The sequence below is a fragment of the Shewanella sp. MTB7 genome (assembly GCF_027571385.1).
Classification (GTDB): Bacteria; Pseudomonadota; Gammaproteobacteria; order Enterobacterales; family Shewanellaceae; genus Shewanella.
This window is the reverse complement of record NZ_CP085636.1, coordinates 2941026-2962015: the sequence shown is the minus strand read 5'-3', so window position 1 is coordinate 2962015 and position 20990 is coordinate 2941026. Positions and strand designations below refer to the sequence as shown.

The window sequence follows — 20990 nt, the reverse complement described above, 5'->3', positions numbered from 1 at the left end:
TCTTGCTATAAAGAGGCCAAAAATCAAACTATAAAAAGTGTACTTCACCTTCGTTATAGGCTAAGTACTATCTCGCTTTAGCTTGAATGCGATAGGCGTGAAGCAGTGGTTCTGTATACCCTGATGGTTGCTCCTTTCCTTTAAAAATAAGATCCCTAGCCGCTTTAAACGCGATACCATCAAAATCAGGTGCCATATTCTGATAGTCACTATCTGTACTGTTTTGCTTATCCACCACAGCCGCCATTCTTTTAAGAGATGCGATAATTTGCTCTTTGGTACAAATCTTATGTTCGAGCCAGTTAGCTATATATTGAGAAGAGATACGCAGTGTGGCTCGGTCTTCCATTAAACCAACATCGTTGATATCCGGTACCTTAGAACACCCTATTCCTTGATCTATCCAGCGAACGACATAACCTAGAATGCCTTGAGCATTGTTATCTAACTCTCGCTCAATCTCTTCATGGGTGAGTGTCGCTGGGTTTTCAAGTAAAGGGATTGCTAGAATATCATCCAGACTCGCCCGCTGCCTTTGAGCTAATTCTTTTTGACGATCAAGTACATTGACTCTGTGATAGTGGATCGAATGCAGGCTTGCGCCATTGGGTGATGGTACCCAAGCTGTATTTGCCCCAGCATTAGGATGACCCATCTTTTGTTCAAGCATTTTGGCCATCTCATCTGGCATGGCCCACATCCCTTTGCCAATCTGAGCACGACCAGGAAGCCCACAAGCTAGACCAATATCGACATTCCAATCCTCATAGGCATTGATCCAAGCTTGCTGTTTCATCATCGATTTTGGCACGAACGGTCCCGCTAACATTGAAGTGTGTATCTCATCACCGGTTCTATCGAGAAATCCAGTATTAATAAACACCACTCGCTCTTTGGCAACGCGGATACACTCTTTAAGGTTCACGGTTGTACGGCGTTCCTCATCCATAATCCCTAACTTAATGGTATCTCGTGACAATTTAAGAGCATCTTCAATACGGGTAAAAAGCTCACAGGTAAAAGCAACTTCTTCCGGGCCATGCATCTTAGGCTTAACGATATTGATTGAACCCGATCGACTGTTAGGGCGACCGTTATTATTACCTTGAAGATCGTGCATAGCGGCAAGTACTGTCACCATACCATCAAGGATCCCTTCAGGGATCTCATCACCGTTTCTATCTAATATGGCATTATTAGTCATAAGGTGACCCACATTACGAATAAACAGCAAGCTACGGCCCGGTAAGGTTAACTTCCCACCAGCTGGTGTCTGATACTCTCTGTCTTGATTGAGTTCACGAGTGATTACTTTACCGCCTTTCTTCAGCTCAGCAGTGAGGTTGCCCTGCATTAACCCAAGCCAGTTTTCATACACTTCACATTTATCTTCAGCATCAACCGCAGCGACCGAATCCTCACAATCCATAATAGTGGTGACGGCAGCTTCAACGAGCAAGTCTTTAACACTCGCCTTATCAGTTTTACCAATGAAGTGTTGTTTATCTATCTGGATCTCTACATGTAGACCATTATTTTTCAACAATATTGCGCTAGGTGTCTTTGATTCACCGGTAAAGCCAACAAACCTCTCAGGATTAGCGAGCCCGGTATCACAACCATCAATTAAGGTGATCAGCAGTTGACCATCATTCACTTGGTAATGACAAGCCTCACTGTGGCTACCAATAACTAGTGGCGCTAATTGATCTAAATGTTGTTTGGCAAAAGAGATAACTTTGCTGCCACGGACAGGGTTATAACCTGAACCCATCTCTGCACCGTCTTCTACACTGATGGCATCGGTACCATAGAGTGCATCATATAAACTTCCCCAACGTGCATTGGCGGCATTAAGCGCAAATCGGGCATTTTTAACCGGAACCACTAATTGAGGCCCAGCCTGTTCAGCAATTTCCTTATCGACATTCTCTGTTTCTATGGTGAAATCAGGCCCCTCCTCTACCAGATAACCAATCTCTGTTAAAAATTGCTTATACACGATGGGATCATGTTTATTTTGAGTTGAATTTTGGCTCAAGTGCCATTGGTCTATCTTAGCTTGCAGTTCATCACGTTTTTCGAGTAACGCCCTATTCTTAGGACGTAGATCATCCACTATCGCTTCTAATTTACTCCAAAAGCGCTCTGGGCTGATCTCCGTTCCGGGAAGAATCTTGTCATTGACCAGATCAAATAGCACTTGTGCTACCTGTAAACTGCCAACCTGAACTCGTGATGTCATACCTGCACTCCTGTCTATGAATAGTCTCTGCTTTACCTTGCTTAATGAATGATCAGAGCTCAAACCACGCTCAAGATACAAGGCCTAAAACAAAAAGGCTTAGCTCAGTCTATCTCATAAAAGTGCTATTCCTATAATTTATCGTATTTATGATTAGCATTCATAAAAACTATAAGACTCAAAATCTATCGATGATCCTTGCTGTTTCTGTGATTAGTTCACGCATCCACTTATGGGCAGGGTTATGCTGTAACAGTGGACTCCAGGCCATTGTCAGTTCAATGGACGGAATATCAAAAGGAGGGGGCAGTATCGACACTCGGTTGTTGTCTTGTTGCAATCTAGCCATTTTACTTGGAACGGTTGCAATAAGATCTTGTCTCTCAGCCAGTGAACTCGCCGCTTGATAGTGACGGGTAAACACTGTGATCCTACGCTTAGCTCCTATTTTAGCTAACGCCTCATCAACCCATCCCAATCGCTGCACATCATCAGGATCCATGCCGACACCAACGCCCATGCCAGTTTTACTGACCCATACATGATGTGCTTCAAGGTAGCTTTCAAGATTAAAGTTCTTCAATACACTATGGTTGCGATTAATTAAACAGCTAAAACTGTCTTTCCAGAGCACTTTTTGGTGAAAGGATTGCGGAATACTGTCGAAACGATTAATCACCATATCAACCCTTCCTTGCTCCACATCAGGAAAATTAACATCGCTGGGCGTCATAATATCTAAGATAACTTTAGGCGCTTCGTTACGTAACCGGGCGATTAACAATGGAATGAGGGTCGCTTCGGCATAATCAGATGCCATCATGCGAAACACCTGCTCACTCTCAAACGGATTAAACTTAGCTTTTGGCTCTACAGCCTTCTCTAAACCCACAAGTAACTCACGGATAACAGGCTTCAGCTCGGTTGCTCGCTCAGTTGGCGTCATCCCTTTACTGGTTCTAATTAACAGTGGATCATCAAAAAGTAGTCGCAATCTTTTAAGCCCATTGCTCATCGCTGGCTGACTGATCCCCAGTTGATCCGCAGCACGAGTAACATTCAATTCTCTTAATAGCACATCAAAATACACCAACAGATTTAGATCGACTCTAGACATATTCATAAAACAAATACCGAAGATAATAACTATAAATTAGACTAATGATGTTCAGTATTACTATTATTTAATACGGAAGCAAACATTGTTAATCATTTTTAGTTAGAAGGGACTTACCATGTCAAATTACAGAGCAGATATCGACAGTGCTACAAGTCTATTAGAGAGTGAAGGTAGTGCATGGAATGCAATTAATCCTGAGTCAGTCGCTCGTATGCGTGCTCAGAATCAATTCCAGACGGGTTTAGACATAGCTAAGTACACTGCTAAAATAATGCGTGAAGACATGGCAAATTACGACGCTGATAGTTCACAGTACACTCAATCGTTAGGTTGCTGGCATGGCTTTATCGGCCAACAAAAGATGATTGCCATTAAAAAGCACCTGTTAACCACTAAACGTCGTTACCTTTATCTATCAGGTTGGATGGTCGCTGCACTTCGTAGTGAATTTGGACCACTGCCTGATCAATCAATGCACGAGAAGACGTCAGTTGCGAGCTTAATTAAAGAGCTTTACACCTTCTTACGTCAAGCTGATGCTCGTGAACTCGGTGGCCTTTTCCGTGAACTTGATAATGCACAAGGCACAGATAAGGATGCAGTTCAAGCGAAGATTGATAACTTCGAAACACATGTAGTACCTATTATTGCAGATATTGATGCGGGTTTCGGTAATGAGGAAGCCACTTACCTAATGGCTAAGCAGATGATTGAGGCCGGCGCATGTTGTATTCAGCTTGAAAATCAGGTTTCTGATGTTAAACAGTGTGGACATCAAGATGGTAAGGTGACAGTCCCTCATATCGAGTTTCTTGCCAAAATTAACGCAGTACGTTACGCCTTCCTTGAACTCGGTATTGATGATGGTGTGATTGTGGCACGTACCGATTCTTTAGGTGCTGGTCTAACTCAAAAAATCGCTGTGACTGCAGAGCCTGGTGATTTGGGCGACCAATACAACTCATTCCTTGAAGTTGAGGAAGTATCAACCAGTAATCTTAATAACGGTGACGTAGTCTTCAAGCGTGGCGATAAACTCGTTAAGCCTGCACGTTTACCTAATGGCCTATTTAAGTTCAGAGCAGGTACAGGTGAAGAACGTTGTGTTCTCGACTGTATCACTAGCTTGCAAAATGGCGCAGATCTACTTTGGATTGAAACAGAGAAGCCTCATGTGGCACAAATCGGCGCAATGGTTAACGCAATACGTGAAGTGGTTCCAAATGCCAAGTTGGTATACAACAACTCACCATCGTTTAACTGGACGCTTAACTTCCGTCAACAAATGTTCGATTCAATGAAAGAAGCAGGTCAAGATGTATCGGCTTATAACCGTGCTGACTTGATGAGCATTGAGTACGATGAAACTCAACTTGCTATCGACGCAGATGAGAAGATCCGTACTTTCCAAGCAGATGCAGCACGTGAAGCTGGGATATTCCATCACTTAATCACCTTGCCGACTTACCACACTGCCGCGCTTTCTACTGATAACTTGGCTAAAGATTACTTCGGTGACCAAGGTATGTTGGGTTATGTTGCGGGTGTTCAACGCAAGGAGATTCGTCAAGGTATCGCCTGTGTTAAACATCAAAACATGTCAGGTTCTGACATGGGTGATGATCACAAAGAATACTTCTCTGGTGATCAAGCACTGAAAGCTTCAGGCAAAGACAACACGATGAACCAGTTCAGCTAATCTCCAACCACTTAGTTTACGATGTAATAGCTAAGTAACTGCAATTGAATAACAAAAACCAGAATAGCAATATTCTGGTTTTTTTATTTTGCGCTAAATCAAACAAGATCCGCCCTTTTCATTGACACTAGCAGCTCATCTCTAGAGTATAAGAAGCTCAGTTAATAAACGGTTAATGTCAAACAGATGAATTCCATTCTTACTCAATATTGTCAACTGCAAACCTATACGAATAGACTACTTGTCGTGAATCCCCTATGGCTGAACCTGCAGCGGATAAAATGGAATAATTAACACTTAATCTCCACCATTTTAAACCGCATGAGTCAGCAATGCGGTTGTCTATCCCCTCCTCGCATCGCCCTCAAATATTATCCATTACTGCACTTATTTAAATAGATGATAAGTGATGTTCGAGGAGTAAAATAGCATGGCTGAACACGCATCAAACCAGTTAGCAGACAAAAGAATTAACAAACCCGGTTTATCAAAAATGGTGCCTTTTGCTTTTTTAGCCGTAGTGCTTATCTGGTCAACCACGCCGCTTGGGATCGTGTGGAGCAGCGAGTCTGTTCATCCAACCATGGCGGTGTTACTGCGTATGTTGATAGCACTGATTTTAGGTAGCTTGATATTACTCGTCACCCGAATTCGATTACCACTGTCCCAAATGGCATTAAAACTCTATGCCGTCTCATCCATCGGTATAGTGGGCGGTATGCTATTAAGTTATTTTGCCGCCAGATATCTGGCATCGGGTACCATGTCATTAATCTTTGGTTTATCTCCCCTGCTCTCGGGTCTATTGGCCCAAAAGATCTTAAATGAACCTAAGTTTGGCCCCATGCGCTCCCTTTCTTTTGTGATAGCCTTTATCGGATTAGGCATTGTTTGCTCCTCTAAAATATCACTCACTTCAGATAGCTGGCTAGGTTTAGCGCTTATTCTAATCGCCGTATCTCTGTTTAGTCTCAGTGGTGTTTTGATCAAAACCGTGAAGATCAATATTCACCCCATCGCCAGCACCGTTGGCGCGCTGATGTTTTCAACCCCTATGTTCGCCCTTGCCTGGGTACTGTTTGACGGCTCTCTCCCTATCGATAGTTGGGATGCCAGATCTCTCTATGCCATTCTCTACCTTGGCATATTTGGTTCTCTAATTGGCTTTATCGCTTATTTCTATATCTTACAAAATCTCAATGCGAGTACCGTAGCTTTGGTCACACTGATCACGCCGGTATTCGCCATGATGCTAGGCGCAACGCTCAATGGTGAGGTCATCACCTCAGCGCTTATCTTAGCTGCCATCTGTGTTCTATTCGGCTTAAGCCTGTATCAGTTTGGGGATAAATGTTTAGCAGGTTTAAAACACTGAAATAACGTAATGTATCTAGATAAATTCTACCGGTTCCTTAGGAATTTTGGAGTATAACTGAATGATTTAAGCCAATTGTCATTGTGGTAATGTAAAAATAACCATCCCAAATTCGACTAAAACAGTTACGAGTTGTAATTGTTCTGTTTGTCATCGCTTTGGCGCATTATGGGCATATTTTGAGCCTATAGAGGTCAGTATTAGTTGCAGCGAAGATACGCTAGGAGCTTATAGCTGGGGCGACAAAACAATTGAATTTTATCATTGTAAAAACTGCGGGTGTGTCACTCATTATATGCCAAGTGAAATCGGCAACAAGAATAGAATGGCAGTCAACTTCCGGCTAGTTCCTTCTAATACCAATTACATTAAATATGTTATCAATTCAGAGGCGCTCAAATTTTTCAATTCAAGGCGCATTGATGAGAGATTACTCCCTTGTAAGTCAATGCAAAGCAGAAGTGGAATGTTTGAGAGCCTCCCGCAGAGCGGGTTTCAAAGCCCTTGATGCTGTGTTGAATGATTTCGATATAGAATAACTATTAGCTTCAATCATCCGCCTGGCCTTCAGCGCTTTGAATTCCCGCTGAATGAACAGATACTTAATGTAATTGGTATAATACACTCAACACCATAAAGCTTAGACACTTCGACGGTACACAGACTTGGAAGTTTATCGACGAATAGGTGCCATACAATTAAGGGGAAGAGTTATACACACCTTGCGAGATTAGTGTTAACGACCATTATTTACTGGTTAACAATTAGATAAGACCGCTTCCCCACTAGCAACAAACAGATAATACCACCAACCTTGGTAACCCTAGAACAACTCAGATGTAAGAACCTTAATGTTTCACCCACAAAAGCGTGACACACGTCACGCTATTGATTATGTATTAGGTTCATTTTAATAAGCACATATTATATTTAGCTATGGGTTAATTATGAGCATTAAAGTCACCGCACGCGATTTTGAACTACCTGATTATTTAGAGGAACACATTAAAATTGCATTTTCTAAATTTAATAAATTTAACATATCCTTTATAAGCATCGATGTATTTATAAAATTTGAGCCTGAACATAAATTTATAGTTGAAATTGCCACTAAATCGAATCTAGGTCAAACCGACTCAAATGGTGAAAGTAAGGAGATGATGGAAGGATTTAATGAAGCATTTTCACGGTTAGAACGCTTGCTCATCAAGAAAAAAGAAAAGCCTCTGGCTCATCGTTCTGAACATGCAAAAACAGAAAAAGCTCATCTGATTAATGATGAAGATGATGAGCTTAAGTGATAGGTTTTATTAGCGATTCCAGCAATGGTGCTCGTTAAGCCTAAGAGTTCTTTAACTTCTCTTTTATCTCCTGCTCAATTTTCTGATTAATCAGGTCAGTAATTTGAGCAGAGAGCACAGCAATTTGTGCTCCAAGATCTTTGCGCTTTTTCTCTCCAGCCTCAGTCTTATCATTTTCTAATAGCTTTAGTTGCACCTTAAGCTCCTCAACCCTTTCTTTCAACGCTTTTATCAACTCATCAATCTTTTTCTTAGGTGCGTCAGACTCTTCTGTAGCTTCAGCTTGCGCCTTAATTTGAAATGATTGAGCATGAAGCGCACTGCCGCTATTCGATGCTAGTGCATCCTTTCCCTCTTTAGAGATAGACACCTTAATTCCATCATCCGTAGAACCTGTTTTTGGGGCAAGTGAAGTGTCAGCTTCTGGGGTATGACTTTTCGTTGTTTTAACTTCTAAACGACTAAAATCACCACTAGAAGCGGGGTTATATCCATTAATTCCGATCACATTCATGAAAATACCTTCAGTTGACTCAAGCACTGTAAATAAGACAAGCACCAAACATCTGTATCAACACTTATCGACCGAAAAGTCGTTAACCTTATTTAAAGCATATAAAATCATCACCCACTGTTCATTTGTGCTATCTTGATCACGCAAAGCGGAGCTTTAAAAGTGAATACCATTTTCGAGGGATTTAATTTTTGCCAGTGACAGAGTATCGATCCCTTTGTCATTCAACATAGCTGCGCCGCTTTGGAACGACTTCTCAAATAAGATGCCCACACCCACTAAGGTGGCATTCACTTGAGTAATAATCTCGAGTGTTCCCTCAACGGCATTACCATGAGCTAATACATCATCAATAAACAAAATACGATCATCCTCATTAATATGTTCGGCGTTGCAGTTGAGCTCATAAGTGACATTTTTAGTAAAACTATGCACCTGTGTCGTTAGCACATTATCAGGATCGAGCATACTGCGTTTTTTCTTCATCACCACCATGGGGACATTGAGCTTTAACGCCACTAATGTAGAAATGGCAATCCCCCCACTCTCAATGGTTAGGATTCGGTCTATGTTGGCAGCTTTAAAGTAGTCAGCAAACTGAATTGCGCACCAATCGAGTAACTGGATATCTATTTGCTTAGTTAAGAAACTACTCGCGTCTAGGGCAATATTGTTCACCGATTTGCCGTGTTCAAGGATGGTTTTTTCTAATAAATTCATTTGAAGCCCTAGAGTTATGAAAGTGCTAAGTAGATAATAAATAGGAGTGCTAAAACATAAATAATGGGATGAACCTTTTTGCCATCACCCTGTACTACCATCACGAAGCAGTAACTAATAAATCCCATTGCCATGCCATTTGCAGGAGAGAAAGTTAATAAGCTAAATACCATGATAAAAAACACTGGAATAGCAGACTCTTTCTTCTGCCACTGGATGCCCCCTAAATTCTTCATCATATAGATCCCGATAATCACCAGTGCCGGAGACACAATGGCAACGGTAAATATGGAGAAAACGGGGAACAGGAACATAGCGATAAGAAATAACGCCGCAACGGTAACGGCACTTAGGCCCGTTTTTGCGCCTATTGAAGATGCCACTGCAGATTCAGAATAAGCCGTAATGGATGTTGTGCCTAAAACCGCACCTATCATGGTGCCACCAGCATCGGCCACCAACGCCGATTTTGCGTTGGGCACTTTGCCATCTTTACCTATAATCCCTGCATCACGCCCAACCCCAACAATCGTGCTTAGCCCATCGAAAAAGTCGACAATAAAAAAAATGATGACCAAGAAAAGTAAGTCACTTAGTTTAGGTAAGCTGAGCTGTGAAAAGTCGAAGATCGCCCCAAAAGTCGGCGCTAGACTTGGCGGCGCTGAAAATATCGCTGTTGGTAAACTAATTAAGTCGCTACCTAAAAAGTGGTCGCTTAACAAGCTTAAAATAATGGAACAGATAAAGGCGATAACCGTTGCCAGTTTCATGTTCTTGACTAGGCAAGCGATGGCGATAAAGATACTGCACAAAGCTATAAATACTTGTGGGTTATACACATCCCCTAGACTGACCAGAATAACGGGGTTACTGACTATGATGCCGGCATTTTTGAACCCAAGAAAAGAGACGAATAAGCCTAAGCCTACAGCAATTCCAAGTTTTAAGTCCTCAGGGATCGCTTCAATTATGACTTTACGCGCTGGGGTCAAACTTAAGATGAGATAGACACAACCGGAGAGAAAAATAGCGAATAATGCTTCATTCCACAGCAAAGATATCCCGCCGCCAAGTAAGAGAGCTTTAAAAAAGCCATTCATCGACATACCTGGCGCTAACATAATGGGATATTTAGAAAATGCGCCCATTATAAATGTGGCAATCGCGGCCGACAGTGCAGTTGCAGTAAATACCGCACCTTTATCTATACCGTCGATACTTCCCAAAATAGCTGGGTTTACCGCCAAAATATAACTCATCGCAAGAAAAGCGATTAAACCCGCATAGATTTCATTTTTTACGGTTGCGCCACGCGCAGAGATGAGAAAGAACTTGTCCATTAAATATCCATTACTACTCAATATGGTTGATTTAAAATGACAATATGACGAAGTATAAAACTTGGAAATGGACACACACCTTAGATAAAAAGGTGCTGCTATCCTGCTTCATTGTAGTCTCGAAATTTACGGTTTCGAAGTAGAGACTTATGGCCCATATTGCCAAGATTATACAAGGTTACATTGCTTGCGGGGCATCTTAATGATGTAGACGACATTGTCAATTTGTATTTAAGTAAGCCTTGAATTTAATGGCGTTTAACTGTGTGAATGTTAATTTAAAGGATAAAACTGTTATGGTTAAACGGCCTTACACCCAAGTCAGTCACAAAGAGAGACCTATAGTTGTTAATTCAGGCTTGAAACAGTGGTTGGCTAGGCTTAGAACAAAAGTTAAACTCAGTAACGGATTTGCTTAACAGAATACGTCTATATAAGACCCAAGTTAATGCTCATTATCGGATCATTATTTTTATCAAAGCTAAAGGAATTTAATTTTGAACACTAAAATAATATCCCTCACTTTATTAGTATTATTCGCAAGTTACACGGGTTATACCATGTCGATTGCACAACCATCTCTTCTTAGTTTCGGCTATCAGTTAATATCAAGCCCAGATACTGCGCAGGTGGTTATTGATTTGTATATTATGGCAGGGCTTGCACTTGCTTGGATGTATCAAGATATTAAAAACAGAGGCAAAACAATCAAACACTGGTTGCCATACGCCGTCGTCACTTTACTTTTTGTCTCTATGGGTCCCTTGCTATATTTAGCACTTAGGCCAAACAGTGATCACAAAGTCTAAATATCACTCTTTAGTTAAACATCACCCTGACGAATTTGAACATGGAAAGCATGCCATTTTTTAACATTAGACATACTTCCCCTGATCAACATCAAAAGTTAATGAGTAAGTAACAGTTGAAGTTCATACAGAGATTTAACCTCATAATGGGGAGTGATCCCATCGGGTGTTGGCTGCTTCGCAGAGTTTAACCAGCAAGTATCTAAACCTGCATTTAATCCTCCAAGAATATCTGAATGTGGGTTATCCCCTACCATTAACACCTTATTTCGCTCAGGATTATTCATGCGCATTAAGGCGTGATTAAAAATACCCACATCGGGTTTAGCAATACCGACCTCTTCTGATATCACTACTTGATCAAATGCATGAAGCAATCCAGTTTTCTCTAAACGCACGGTTTGAAGCGCGGTGAAACCATTAGTGATGATCCCAAGATTTACCTTACCGTGTAAGCCATCGATAAGCGCTTTAGCGCCTGGCAACAAGGTACAAATCTCCCCCATCGCCTTAAGAAATGCACTATTAAGTTGCTGGGCACTTACACCAATTTTATGCCCCCATTCAGTAAATCTTCTAGTCTGTAATTGAGCTGCGCTAATGAGCCCATCCTGATAATCAACCCAGAGAGGTTTATTCACTTTTTGGTACAGTTCAAAATCGATGCGAGTAAAATCGATATCAAAACGGCTAAACATGAGTTTAAGACCTGCAAATGCATCGAAATGAAACAAGGTTTCGTCTGCATCAAAGAGTATCCATTGGTATTGCATGTAAAGTACTTCTCATAAATTAGAACAAAGGGAGGAACGGTCAATTGACCAGTACAGAGGGATTCTCTACTAATCTGCTTTTCTTACCTATATAACGATTGAAAAAAGCCAAATGGCTCTGATAGGAGAACTCATCGTCCCGCAGATAATACTGGCTTATCCACTCAATTAACATGACTAAGTTAGTTTCTTGCGCAGCTTTACTCTCATATTTATGGGGCTCCCAAGGACGTGACTTAGCATTTTCCTTGCATGCTTGTTCGTTTAAATCCATAAAGATAATTTCTGTCGCTTTCTCATTGAGCAAGTCGACAAGATCGATGTAACAGCCCTCAATGACCCAAGAGTTCTGTTGAGACATAAACGACTCCAACTTCTGTTTTGACTCAGAGATAGGCATACGTTCCGGTATTTCCCCGCCTACCATCGGCAACCATGCTACTAGGTCGAGATCTAGATGAGATAAACCTTCACAGTCACATAAGTGCTTTGCTAAAGTTGATTTACCAGAACCTGAATTACCAAAAATAACAACTCGTCTCACACCACCCCCTTTAAATTTAGACGTCACTCACAGGCTTTTGCAATGCATTTAAATGCTACTGCGCGAGCTTTACCTGTGTCTGAAATAAAAACGCGCACCTTTGTTGTACCAGTGCCTCGCATCTCCTTCTCCACCGCCAAGGCTTTCTCTTTTGGCATAAAAAAAGCTTCAATACCATAATCGACATTTAACACTTCACCATAATGGCTCCGTACTCGCCCTCGAATAAAGTCACCTTCTGTTGGCATAACACGTGTTATCTCACTGCCTTGCCATACGCCTTTTTGCTCATGCAGTACAAGGTAAACGACACTGTTTAACTTAAACTCACCGGCATCACTTTGAACGATTCTATTGATATCATAATTAAGCCGAACATAGTTGCCCCTAAACAAACTTCTGGGATCCACAGGCTCTGTCTTGAGCACTATCTCCTTACCAGTCCAAATCGGCCATACAGCACCAAGATACTCCACACACAGTACTGAAAGTTGTAACAGCAGTGTCACAAGCAAACCAATTTTAATGACTTTTCTACTTGGCGGCATAGTAAGCCATGACGGCATCGTGACATTATCCATTACGCTGACTCCTGATCTTGTGCTTTGCCCGTTTCGGTCACCAGTTTGAGGTGATATTTCCAGTATTTAGCCGCAGCCATCAAAATAGCGGCTGCCACCATAAAGAGTATCGCACCACCAATATAATCACCGATGAGATCAAAGTAACGCAGGAATGCCGTCAATAGCAGAGTTACCACTCCAGTATAAAAGTAGTGAGTTTGATTCTGATCTATCCCTCGACGAATGAGTAAAATCCCCATTAACACTAAGATTAAGTTGGTTACAATCGCAGTGACAAACTCCATCTTATCCATCGCTGTGAGCAAGAGAAAACAGCACCCCAAATAACTGCTCATTAATAAAGCTGGGCTTGATGCATACAAACCGCTTTTTCGCGATAAAGACCAAGATAGACCACCGCAGAGAAATACTGCAGCAATACCACTAATGGATAACCAATCAAATCCAGACGAATAATCCTCCCATGCACCTTCGAAACTGAGAATAAGCAAAGTGATGATGGACACCCTAAGTAGCCAAATATGCGTAACCAAACCGTATTCTCTCCAATCATGCTTATTCGTTCTCATTAGCCACCAAGCTACACCATTGAGAAATATGCCGATACCTAAAGAGAACGGCAGTTGCTCTTCAAAGGGAGCAAAATGAATCCCACTTCCCATCAACCAAGCCAGCGCTAAGTTTAACCAGATAATTAAACCTGCAATACTCGCGATGAAAAGCAGTCGTGATGATTTTTGAAACAGAGTTAACCAGAGTGTAACGATGGCAAACAGAGGATATAGGGTTGGAAAAAAATCTTCACCTGTTTCCACTATCATCCAAATACTCGCCAATGTTAACGAGAGCAGCGCCAGTAATCGGCTTTGTGTAAAAATAACTAAAGGTAAAATACCGATTGCCCACCAGAAAATACCATCAGGAAAATGCTCTCCTAAATGATATATCTGAGCGATCAGCATAATACTGGTTCCATAGCTGACGCTACCGAAAAGAAGCCAAGCAGTCCCAGCTTGTTTTCGCTCTGACAAAAAAAGTCGAATCCCTTGTCCGTTACAACCCAAGGTTAGTAATAACAATGCAATGGTACGCCCAAGACGTGGGATCTCATCCCAGTTATGGGAAACAATAAGAATTAAGGCAAGCCCCAGAAACAAGGCACCAAGAGACATTAGCAAGTAGTAACCAAATGAGTTTTTGTTGGGGTCTTCATTTAGCGACTCGCCATAACGCGCCAAAATAGCATTGGCTTGAGTTTCAGATACTAACTCCTCGCGTACCCAATCTCGGGCCTCATGTGCAAGTTCCTTCTTAAAGAGATGGATAAGCCGCATTGTTCATTCCTTATTGGGTTTAGCTTCGTAAAGCTTGGATTCATGAAAATTAATGTATAAAGATTCAATTGCAACAGATCAAATTTAAGATTACATTTACCCACAAAAAAGGCCAGCATTCGCTGACCTTTTTTGAGCTATATTGTCATTGAACCTATTTGTTTTCAGTCCAACGATCCATCCAACCCAATACGTTGGCGTACCACTGTTCAAGGTTATCCGGGTTTAAGATCCAGTGATTCTCTTCAGGGTAGATAAGTAACTCTGAAGGAATGCCCTTGCGTTGCATGAAGCTAAACGCCGCTAGACCTTGATCATAAGGAACGCGGAAGTCTTTCTCACCATGGATAATCAACATCGGTGTTTTCCAGTTTTCAACATAATTGACTGGATTAAACTTCTCGTACAGTTCTTTGTTGTCCTGATATGTGCCACCAAACTCATATTCGGGAAACCAGAGCTCCTCGGTAACATAATACATAGAACGCATATCAAACAGACCAGCATGATTGACTAAGCAGTTAAATCCATCGCTCCAATTACCTTGGATCCAGTTCATCATATAACCACCGTATGAGCCGCCTAAGGCACAGGTGCGTTCTCCATCGAGCCACTTTTGTTGCTTAGTGACTGCAGCTAATCCTTTTTGAAGATCTTCAAGTGGCTTACCGCCCCAATCTTTCGAAATCGAATCAGTAAAGGCTTGGCCATAACCAGTAGAGCCATGGAAATCGATCATGACCACGCCATAACCAGCACCAGCCCATAGTTGCGCATTCCAGCGGCTGCTAAATGAGTTACCAAATGAGCCTTGAGGTCCACCGTGAACGAGAAAAGCAATCGGGTATTTTTGGCCCACTTTATAATCAGTAGGCTTTATCCAATAGCCGTGAACCTCTTCGTTATTCCAGCCTTTAAAGCTGAACTGGTCAAACTCACCAAATCTAATTTTGGCCAGCTTGTCTTTGTTCACATCGGTTAAACGCGTTAACCCTTGTCCATCGATATTGATAGAGTGCAGATCGCCTGGCTGAATTAAACTTTTGTGATTAAAGATTATTTTCTCGTTCGTGACCGCAACGATGCTATTACTGCCGTCGTTAAATATCGTTTTAACATCACCAAATTGAGTATTTACTTCAAATACAGTAACTTGACCAACATCTTGAGCAGTCACATACAAGGTGCGATTATCTTTACCAAATGCTAGCGAGCTAGCACTTCTGTCCCATAAAGGAGCAACCTCTTTCTCCTGCCCGGTGACGGTATCACGTAACATGATGCGATAACGGTCGGCCTCAAAACCTGGTTTAGTCATCGCCAGATACGCTAAGTAACGACCATCGGCAGAATAAGTCGGCAGTGCATCCCAGGCTTTATTGGCTTCAGTTAGATTGACCGATTTACCACCTGAAACCGGCACCTGCCATAGGTCATAGTTAGTGATCCAAGCTTGGTCTTTACTCGGTGCCTTAGCACTGTAAACCACATATTTTCCATCTGGAGTAAAAGTCACCTCCTCCATGCCAGAGAATGGCTTTGGCGGTGTTTCAGTGTTTAGCCCGGCAGTCACATCCACCGCAGTCAAAATCTTTTCGCCGTTAAGCTGTGCGACAAAGAGATGGCTGCGAGAATGATCGCTCCACGTGTCCCAATGCCTCACCATTAGCTGCTTATATTCACGCCCGGTCGATTTTCGATCCTCTTGGGCGGTAAACATATCCTTTGAACAAGTTAAGTCTTTGCACTCTGGGAAGACGCGCATGTTTAATACGATTTGTTTGCTGTCTTGTGAAAGTTTAAAGCCTTCAACATCCAGCGGTAGATCAGATATTTGAATCGCTTCACCACCAGAAAGTGATAATGAGTGCAACTGACTGGAACCATCACGGTTAGCTAGAAAATAGAGAGTGTTATCATCGGCAGAAAAAGCCACGTTGTGCTCAGTACCCGGTGCAGAAGTAAGCTGTTTGGCTTTACTGTTTGGAATAGAAATATCTTGAATATAGAGATCAGAACTGGCTTTTCCTTCGCTATCAAATTTTTTGACAGCATAAACCAGTTTATTGCCATCATTTGACAATGTTGCTGAATGAAGCTTGTTAATTTTAACTAAGTGTTGAACCGTAAAGTCCTCAGCTATAGCAGCTTGGACTGTGCCGATACATCCGGCAGTAGCCAAAGCAAATATGAGTGCAGATTTTTTCATTATTATTATCATCTTTGTTGATTGCAGTTCGATTTACAAGCGACTCAGTCTAGGACTTTTTCGCTATCCTTCTTTGTTATCAAGAGGCACATTATCCAAATAAGAAGGCTTAGGCAAGATGCCTAAGCCTTCTTTATGTAGACTGCTTTAACCAATTACTAGCTTAATTTAACTTTCCAGATAGCCGGACCGGTTTCATGGGCATTCACCCCTTCTGAATCAACCGCAACTGTCACTGGCATATCTTTCACATCAAACTCGTAAATCGCTTCCATGCCTAGATCGGCAAAAGCAACCACGCGTGATTTTTTAATCGCTTTAGACACAAGGTATGCAGCGCCGCCAACAGCCATTAAATAAACGGCCTTATTTTTCTTAATCGATGCCACCGTAGCGGGTCCACGCTCAGCTTTACCTATCATTCCCATCAGGCCTGTTTTCTCTAACATGAGATCGGTGAACTTATCCATACGTGTCGCCGTTGTTGGGCCAGCAGGTCCTACAACTTCATCACCAACGGGATCAACTGGCCCCACATAATAGATAAACTTACCAGTGAAATCGACACCTTTAGGAAGCCCTTCACCGGATTCAATCAAGCCTTGAATACGTTTATGTGCTGCATCTCGGCCAGTCAGCATCTTGCCATTAAGCAGTAAAGTATCACCGCTCTTCCACTGCTCGATGTCTGCTTGAGTCACAGTATTAAGATCGACTCTACGGGTATTCTCGCCGGCCTCACGCGTGATCACAGGCCAGTCTTCAAGTGACGGCGGGGTGAGTACAGCTGGACCAGTTCCGTCAAGATGAAAGTGCACATGACGTGTGGCGGCACAATTTGGGATCATCACTACAGGTTTAGATGCTGCGTGTGTTGGAGCCGTTTTAATTTTGATATCCAAAACCGTCGTTAATCCCCCGAGTCCTTGGGCACCAATGCCTAAATTGTTAGCTCGAGTAAAAATGTCTAAACGCATCTTCTCTTCAGTCGTCTCAGCGCCTTTAGCTTGCAGTTCATGAATATTGACCGGATCCATTAGGGACTCTTTAGCCATAACCGCCGCCTTTTCAGCCGTACCACCAATGCCTATGCCTAACATCCCTGGAGGACACCAACCAGCGCCCATAGTTGGTAAGGTTTTCTCAACCCAAGCAGCAACGTCATCCGATGGATTTAACATGGCCATTTTAGATTTATTTTCTGACCCCCCCCCTTTTGCCGCAATAGCAACATCAACATAATTACCTAAAACCATATCAATATGAACCACTGAGGGGGTGTTGTCTTTAGTATTTTTACGGGTGCCAGCAGGATCGGAAACGATTGAAGCACGAAGTGGATTATCTGGATTTTTATAGGCTTGGCGTACCCCTTCATCGACCATCTGCTGAACAGTCATGTCGGTTTTATCCCATCTGACGTCCATACCAATTTTAACGAAACATGTCACAATACCTGTATCTTGGCAAAGAGGACGTTTTCCCTCTGCTGACATACGCGAGTTAATCAAAATCTGTGCGATTGCATCTTTTGCGGCAGCGCTTTCTTCACGCTCATAGGCTTCAGACATAGCATCAACGAAATCTTTAGGGTGGTAATAAGAGATATATTGTAGCGAATCGGCAATACTCTCGATAAGATCGGCTTGCTTTATGATGACTTCTTTACTCACAGACTCTTCCTTTTTATTGGACTTATACCCAAACCACTTCAAGATACAGAATTCAGCATGACGAGGTCGTTTGGGTATATTAGGGTGCACTCCAATAGTTTCATTGGGTTACAATATTATTATAATAGTTAACCTATGATACTCTCAGCAAACTTTGAGGGATACACCACACAGTAATTGGTTATAGCTTTTTTCATTCTAGCCTATGATTATGATACTCTATCGGTGAGTTTTAGGGGAATCACCCAATTAATTAAGGTTAATCGATGAGTTGTTCGGCGTCGCAACAGCTAGCTTCACTAAAGCTGACTTGGGATCACACCACTACCGCGTTATTTGCACATTTCTCAGATCAACCTTGGGCCATGTTATTAGATTCAGCCAATGCTGATCATGGAGATGCTAGATACGATATTATCGTCTGTAGTCCAATAGCCACCATAGTGACAGAATCAGGGCAAAGTCGAATCACACACTTTGGCAACGCACGAGAAAATAGTATTGAAACGGTAAATTTGGATCCCTTTCAGGTTATCAATCAAACACTAAAAAGTTACTTCCCACAGCCATTGTTAAGTCAATATCCTTTCTCTGGCGGTGCTATGGGCTGCTTTAGTTATGACTTGGGTAGACAAATTGAGACCCTTCCCGAAATGGCACAAAGGGATATCGATCTCCCTGAGATGAACATAGGTCTATATATGTGGGCGCTGATTTATGACTATCAGGTCGCCAGTTGGACCTTAGTGCATTATCAAGGACAAGATGCCCTGCATCAGACGTTAGCAGAGCTTGACTCTCTACTCTGTATGCCTTTGACATCGAACAAGGAAGATTTCTCTCTTACAAGCGACTGGCATAATCAGATCAGCCATGAGCAATATCTAGAAAAATTTAATCAAATACAACATTATTTACAGAGTGGGGATTGTTATCAAATTAATTTAACCCACAGGTTCGAAGCTGACTACCTTGGCGATGAGTGGCAAGCCTATGTCAAATTAAGCAAAACAAACCAAGCACCCTTTTCAGCATTTCTCAGACTGGATAACGCCACTGTATTGTCTATTTCACCGGAGCGATTTATTCAACTGGCGGACAGTGATATTCAAACTAAACCGATTAAGGGAACACGTCCAAGATTTAACAACCCATTGGAAGATGAGCAATCAGCAATAACTCTGGCACATTCTCCAAAAGATCGAGCAGAGAATCTGATGATAGTCGATCTTTTACGTAACGATATTGGTAAGGTTGCCCAAGCGGGTTCGGTCAGTGTTCCTCACTTGTTTAGTATTGAAACTTTCCCCGCGGTTCACCATCTGGTGAGCACCATCACGGCGAAACTTGCTTCACCATACCAAGCAAGCGATCTTTTGAAAGCAACGTTTCCTGGTGGATCGATCACCGGGGCACCAAAAATTCGTGCAATGGAGATTATTGAGGAGCTTGAACCCTCCAGACGTAGCCTATACTGTGGTTCTATTGGCTATATAAGCCAAGATGGCCAAATGGATACAAGTATCACCATTAGAACCTTAGTCGCCCAATCTAATCGCATGTATTGTTGGGCTGGCGGCGGGATTGTTGCAGACTCTATTGCTAAAGAGGAATATCAAGAAACCTATGATAAAGTGAGTCAAATCCTACCAGTCCTTAAAAATATGTAATTAAAGTCAAACGGGGGATAAAATTGAATTTACCTGAATTAAGAGTGAGGTATAACGTTCAGCCTATAGCGGACCAAATCAGCCCGAAGATATCGACAAAATTACGTCAGGCAGCCGTATTGATAGCGTTCACTCAAGTCGATAACGATACTCATATTATCTTAACCCGCAGACCAATGCACCTTCGCAGCCACCCGGGACAGATTAGTTTTCCGGGAGGAAAAGTTGAAAAATTCGACACTGATGTCATCGCTACTGCATTAAGAGAAGCAGAAGAGGAGATTGCGCTCAAGATCACCAATGTTGAAGTCTTGGGCCAACATCCAAAGTATAAAACTTTCACTGGATTTGAAATCACCCCAGTATTTGGTATCGTCAAAAACCGATTCGTCCCAGTGCTGGATCCCGGGGAGGTCGCCGATCTATTTACCATTCCGCTAACTTTTCTGCTAAATAAGAATAACCGCAAGTATTACCTCTATAGCAGACAAGGCGTGCAATGCAGAGTCTACTTTATCAAATACAAACAACACATGATTTGGGGTGCTACCGCAGCCATCATTGAGCAGTTGTGTCAGCAGCTAACTTCTTAATATTTCACATAAATCGTATGTATAAACCTGCAACCAGAGAACACATAAGCAATAAAGGAATATTAAACCAATAACCCATTTTGCTGTGGTGAGCAAAGTAATAGTTAAATGCCAAGCTGATAAAACTAATTACCGCACAGCTCCAGATGAGGTATTCGAGTTGTATCGTATGAGTTTGATCCCAGCTCAAACGCACTGAAGCCCCCTTACTTAAATAATATCCTACCGCCCGATCGGGTCTAGCTTTATCAAAAACTAACAATGCATAGACAGCCAAAGACCATCCACATACAGATAAGAATGACAATAGGAGTTGAAACATTTTAACTCTCTTCATACAACCTCCACATAAACTCCCATACATTGAGTATACAATATGATATTACGCTGAAGGTTTCAGCAACTTATTGCTTTTTAATGACAGAAATATTGACGCTTTAATCATCTAACCAGTTCTATCTGTAAGATATACGAACATTTCATTCAT

Annotated in this window: 18 protein-coding genes, 1 pseudogene and 1 riboswitch; of the genes and pseudogenes, 7 read left to right on the top strand and 12 right to left on the bottom strand. The window is 42.0% G+C overall.

All coding sequences use genetic code 11. The annotated features are described in order from the left end of the window. Window positions 1-67 precede the first annotated feature (67 nt). Together HWQ47_RS12640 and HWQ47_RS12635 are read right to left on the bottom strand one after the other, a co-directional pair. Window positions 68-2245: a malate synthase G gene (locus HWQ47_RS12640; RefSeq protein WP_269971464.1), complete on the bottom strand. Its 2178-nt coding sequence runs from the start codon at window positions 2243-2245 to the stop codon at window positions 68-70. A gap of 178 nt (window positions 2246-2423) precedes the next feature. Then, window positions 2424-3368: a LysR family transcriptional regulator gene (locus tag HWQ47_RS12635; RefSeq protein ID WP_269971463.1), complete on the bottom strand. Its 945-nt coding sequence runs from the start codon at window positions 3366-3368 to the stop codon at window positions 2424-2426. Window positions 3369-3480: 112 nt separating this feature from the next. Here HWQ47_RS12635 and HWQ47_RS12630 point away from each other — a divergent pair, with 112 nt between their 5' ends. The 4 genes and pseudogenes from HWQ47_RS12630 to hpf all read left to right on the top strand — a co-directional run bounded on the left by HWQ47_RS12630 (window position 3481) and on the right by hpf (window position 7740). Beyond that, window positions 3481-5064 carry an isocitrate lyase gene (locus HWQ47_RS12630; protein WP_269971462.1) on the top strand — a complete coding sequence of 528 codons (1584 nt, stop codon included), beginning with the start codon at window positions 3481-3483 and terminating at the stop codon, window positions 5062-5064. Window positions 5065-5494: 430 nt separating this feature from the next. Beyond that, window positions 5495-6439 carry a DMT family transporter gene (locus HWQ47_RS12625; RefSeq protein WP_442802032.1) on the top strand — a complete coding sequence of 315 codons (945 nt, stop codon included), beginning with the start codon at window positions 5495-5497 and terminating at the stop codon, window positions 6437-6439. Window positions 6440-6524: 85 nt separating this feature from the next. Then, window positions 6525-6947, top strand: a pseudogene (locus HWQ47_RS28080) (GFA family protein); the annotation flags it as partial. 439 nt (window positions 6948-7386) lie between these two features. Then, window positions 7387-7740, top strand: coding sequence for a ribosome hibernation-promoting factor, HPF/YfiA family (hpf, locus tag HWQ47_RS12620; RefSeq protein ID WP_269971461.1), 354 nt, complete (start codon window positions 7387-7389; stop codon window positions 7738-7740). A gap of 40 nt (window positions 7741-7780) precedes the next feature. Here the strand turns inward: hpf and HWQ47_RS12615 are convergent, their stop codons facing one another. From HWQ47_RS12615 to HWQ47_RS12605, 3 genes are all read right to left on the bottom strand, one after another. Then, entirely contained in the window at window positions 7781-8254 is a 474-nt protein-coding gene (locus tag HWQ47_RS12615) for a hypothetical protein (protein WP_269971460.1), read from the bottom strand. A gap of 156 nt (window positions 8255-8410) precedes the next feature. Beyond that, window positions 8411-8974: a xanthine phosphoribosyltransferase gene (locus HWQ47_RS12610; protein ID WP_269971459.1), complete on the bottom strand. Its 564-nt coding sequence runs from the start codon at window positions 8972-8974 to the stop codon at window positions 8411-8413. Window positions 8975-8988: 14 nt separating this feature from the next. Beyond that, the gene (locus HWQ47_RS12605; RefSeq protein ID WP_269971458.1) at window positions 8989-10314 is read right to left on the bottom strand and encodes an NCS2 family permease; all 1326 of its coding nucleotides are present in this window, start codon (window positions 10312-10314) and stop codon (window positions 8989-8991) included. 94 nt (window positions 10315-10408) lie between these two features. Then, a riboswitch (purine riboswitch) is annotated at window positions 10409-10510 on the bottom strand. A 301-nt stretch (window positions 10511-10811) separates the two neighbouring features. On the opposite strand from HWQ47_RS12605, the gene HWQ47_RS12600 reads away from it, so the two are divergent. Further along, window positions 10812-11123: a DUF2834 domain-containing protein gene (locus HWQ47_RS12600; RefSeq protein ID WP_269971457.1), complete on the top strand. Its 312-nt coding sequence runs from the start codon at window positions 10812-10814 to the stop codon at window positions 11121-11123. A gap of 98 nt (window positions 11124-11221) precedes the next feature. Here HWQ47_RS12600 and yjjG read toward each other — a convergent pair whose 3' ends face one another. From yjjG to HWQ47_RS12570, 6 genes are all read right to left on the bottom strand, one after another. Beyond that, window positions 11222-11896, bottom strand: coding sequence for a pyrimidine 5'-nucleotidase (gene yjjG, locus HWQ47_RS12595; protein ID WP_269971456.1), 675 nt, complete (start codon window positions 11894-11896; stop codon window positions 11222-11224). A gap of 40 nt (window positions 11897-11936) precedes the next feature. Further along, entirely contained in the window at window positions 11937-12440 is a 504-nt protein-coding gene (locus HWQ47_RS12590; RefSeq protein WP_269971455.1) for a shikimate kinase, read from the bottom strand. Between the two features lie 23 nt (window positions 12441-12463). Beyond that, window positions 12464-13021: a GDYXXLXY domain-containing protein gene (locus HWQ47_RS12585; RefSeq protein ID WP_269971454.1), complete on the bottom strand. Its 558-nt coding sequence runs from the start codon at window positions 13019-13021 to the stop codon at window positions 12464-12466. Next, window positions 13021-14358, bottom strand: coding sequence for a DUF2157 domain-containing protein (locus HWQ47_RS12580; RefSeq protein WP_269971453.1), 1338 nt, complete (start codon window positions 14356-14358; stop codon window positions 13021-13023). The genes HWQ47_RS12585 and HWQ47_RS12580 overlap by 1 nt, the downstream gene beginning before the upstream one ends. A gap of 154 nt (window positions 14359-14512) precedes the next feature. Beyond that, the gene (locus tag HWQ47_RS12575) at window positions 14513-16567 is read right to left on the bottom strand and encodes a dipeptidyl-peptidase 5 (protein ID WP_269971452.1); all 2055 of its coding nucleotides are present in this window, start codon (window positions 16565-16567) and stop codon (window positions 14513-14515) included. Window positions 16568-16725: 158 nt separating this feature from the next. Beyond that, window positions 16726-18240, bottom strand: coding sequence for a fumarate hydratase (locus HWQ47_RS12570; RefSeq protein ID WP_269971451.1), 1515 nt, complete (start codon window positions 18238-18240; stop codon window positions 16726-16728). A gap of 266 nt (window positions 18241-18506) precedes the next feature. Here HWQ47_RS12570 and pabB point away from each other — a divergent pair, with 266 nt between their 5' ends. Beyond that, window positions 18507-19910 (top strand): aminodeoxychorismate synthase component I, encoded by a 1404-nt coding sequence (pabB, locus tag HWQ47_RS12565; RefSeq protein ID WP_269971450.1) that lies wholly within the window; start codon window positions 18507-18509, stop codon window positions 19908-19910. Window positions 19911-19933: 23 nt separating this feature from the next. After that, window positions 19934-20503 (top strand): CoA pyrophosphatase, encoded by a 570-nt coding sequence (locus HWQ47_RS12560; protein ID WP_269971449.1) that lies wholly within the window; start codon window positions 19934-19936, stop codon window positions 20501-20503. Window positions 20504-20507: 4 nt separating this feature from the next. Here HWQ47_RS12560 and HWQ47_RS12555 read toward each other — a convergent pair whose 3' ends face one another. Next, a complete protein-coding gene (locus HWQ47_RS12555; RefSeq protein WP_269971448.1) occupies window positions 20508-20840 on the bottom strand; it encodes a hypothetical protein in 333 nt (110 codons plus the stop codon). Window positions 20841-20990 lie beyond the last annotated feature (150 nt).